At 44.5% G+C, this 2,105-nt stretch carries 1 protein-coding gene; it reads right to left on the bottom strand.

Translation table 11 applies throughout. The features are described from left to right. On the bottom strand, positions 1–440 hold a 440-nt coding region (locus tag ASG89_RS37950; RefSeq protein ID WP_235549947.1), incomplete at its 3' end, for an RICIN domain-containing protein. Positions 441–2,105 lie beyond the last annotated feature (1,665 nt).

The following is a 2,105-nucleotide window of genomic DNA, read 5'->3' as shown; positions in this document are numbered from 1 at the left end:
TTCGCGCCAGTGGAAGTGGAACCCCCAGATACATCGAGCACTTTTCCGCTATTTTTATTTATGATTTTGTAGTCGCCGCTTGCTGTTTTGACAATTTGCCAGCGCTGATTGGCGGCACTTGTGTCGTTCCATTGAATAACATTCGCGCCGGAATTAAGGGAAGCCCCGTTTACTTCCATTACCTTGCCGCTATTTTTATTCACAAGCTTGTAATAAGTGGTTTGGTCTGGAGTTGATATAGAAGCGAACGCATCGACCGCACAGGTTGTAGCGCTTGAAGAAGCATTTTTGGTTCCCTTGCAAACGACCTTAATGGTGTGAGACCCATTCAGAAGATTGGAGTTATGATACAGAACAACTTGTTTCGTTGTGCTTGGCGCATAAGCATCAATATCGGCCTGTGCAAGAACGCCGTCGATATAGACATCTACTTTCCCCATGTTGGGTTGTGTCATGCTCAGATATCGAACGCCCGTTCCGNTAATGGTGTGAGACCCATTCAGAAGATTGGAGTTTTGATACAGAACAACTTGTTTCGTTGTGCTTGGCGCATAAGCATCAATATCGGCCTGTGCAAGAACGCCGTCGATATAGACATCTACTTTCCCCATGTTGGGTTGTGTCATGCTCAGATATCGAACGCCCGTTCCGTCAAACGTATATTCCGCATAACTATTGGCGCTAATGATATACGATTCAGAACCATTGTAATCACTTGAACTGTTATAGTTGCTCCATGCGGGACTATAGGTTACGCTGACATCTTTGTCGTCAACATAATTCCATTGCTGTCTAACAAGGAATGTGGACTCTGCGGAACGATTCCCAAGTGCGTCCACAACATAAAGCTTATAATCTCCGGCAGTTTTCGGTACAGAGATCGAGGTCGCAGTACCGCCTGCCTTGGTCATCGTGTTGCCTTCCGCGAAGGTAGTAGTGCCTGAAGGAGCCAACCAGACCGTTTTAGTCGCATCGCCAGCGCTGCGGATCGGTATCGTTACCGCATTGGTATCCACGTATACACTGGCAAGCAGCAGGTAATCCGGCAATGAGAAGTTGGACTGCGGTATAATATCCCGATAGGAGTCCTCAATTCCGGAATTTAGCGCAACGTTGTACGCCTGCAACGGAAATACATCATTGGTAGTTAAGCCAACTTGGTTATCGCTATTGTACGTATTAATAGTCCAATCACCAGTTTTTTTCACTGAAGCCGCAAAATTGGAAAATATTGTATTATATCTTGATGCACTGTCGGGGTTATAGTTTTGAACATACAACCAATTCACGTCATTTCCAATGTTAGCTACCAGATTATTGTTTACGTTAAAATATTTAGTTCCTTCGTCCAGATAGATCGCTCCGTAATGCGCGTTATCTTCACGAACATAGTTGTTATTGATGGAGGAGTTCGGTTGTCCGCCTAAGGTATAGATTGTTAGAACATTCATCACGTCGTGTATATAATTGTATTGAACGGTATTATTCTTGGCCACTGTAGGATCAGCCCATCCCCAACCCCAGCCCATTGAAATCCCGTCATATGGAACGTCTGTGATTTCATTATGGGAAATGTTGGTACCTTCCGTATACCCCACATTGATAGCCGGTGCATCCATATACTCCACACCGGTCTGCGCGATATAGTTATTTTGTATCGTATTGTTTTTAATGGTTTTGACAGTCGGATCCGCTTCCGCGTAAACACCAAAGTAATCAACCTTCATCCAGGTCCCGCCCGTTTTAACGACTTTTATCGTATGTTGGCCATACGTCAGCCCTGTAACAGTGTAGAGGTGACCACTACCGCGACCGTTGGCTATATAACCATTGACCGTCTGTTGAAATGTTCCGTCCATGTACACATCTTGGGTGCCTGTAGTCGATTCAAAAATGCTGTAATAATCGACTCCGGAGCCCGTAAAGGTAAACTCAACGTAATCGTTATTATTTTGGGTTTGGGTGACATCATCGTGGTAATCGCCTTTATTAAGCCAATTGTAAGAACCAGAGAAGCTTCCACTATAAGTGACTGCACTATCCGTATTATTGTAGTAGGCGCTTATGTTATGCCCTTGATAATTGATGTTGTCCATCCAGATAGC

The sequence above is a fragment of the Paenibacillus sp. Soil766 genome, assembly GCF_001428105.1.
Lineage (GTDB): Bacteria > Bacillota > Bacilli > Paenibacillales > NBRC-103111 > Paenibacillus_E.
Note: the sequence above shows the minus strand (reverse complement) of the source record. Positions and strands in the feature narration are given on the sequence as shown.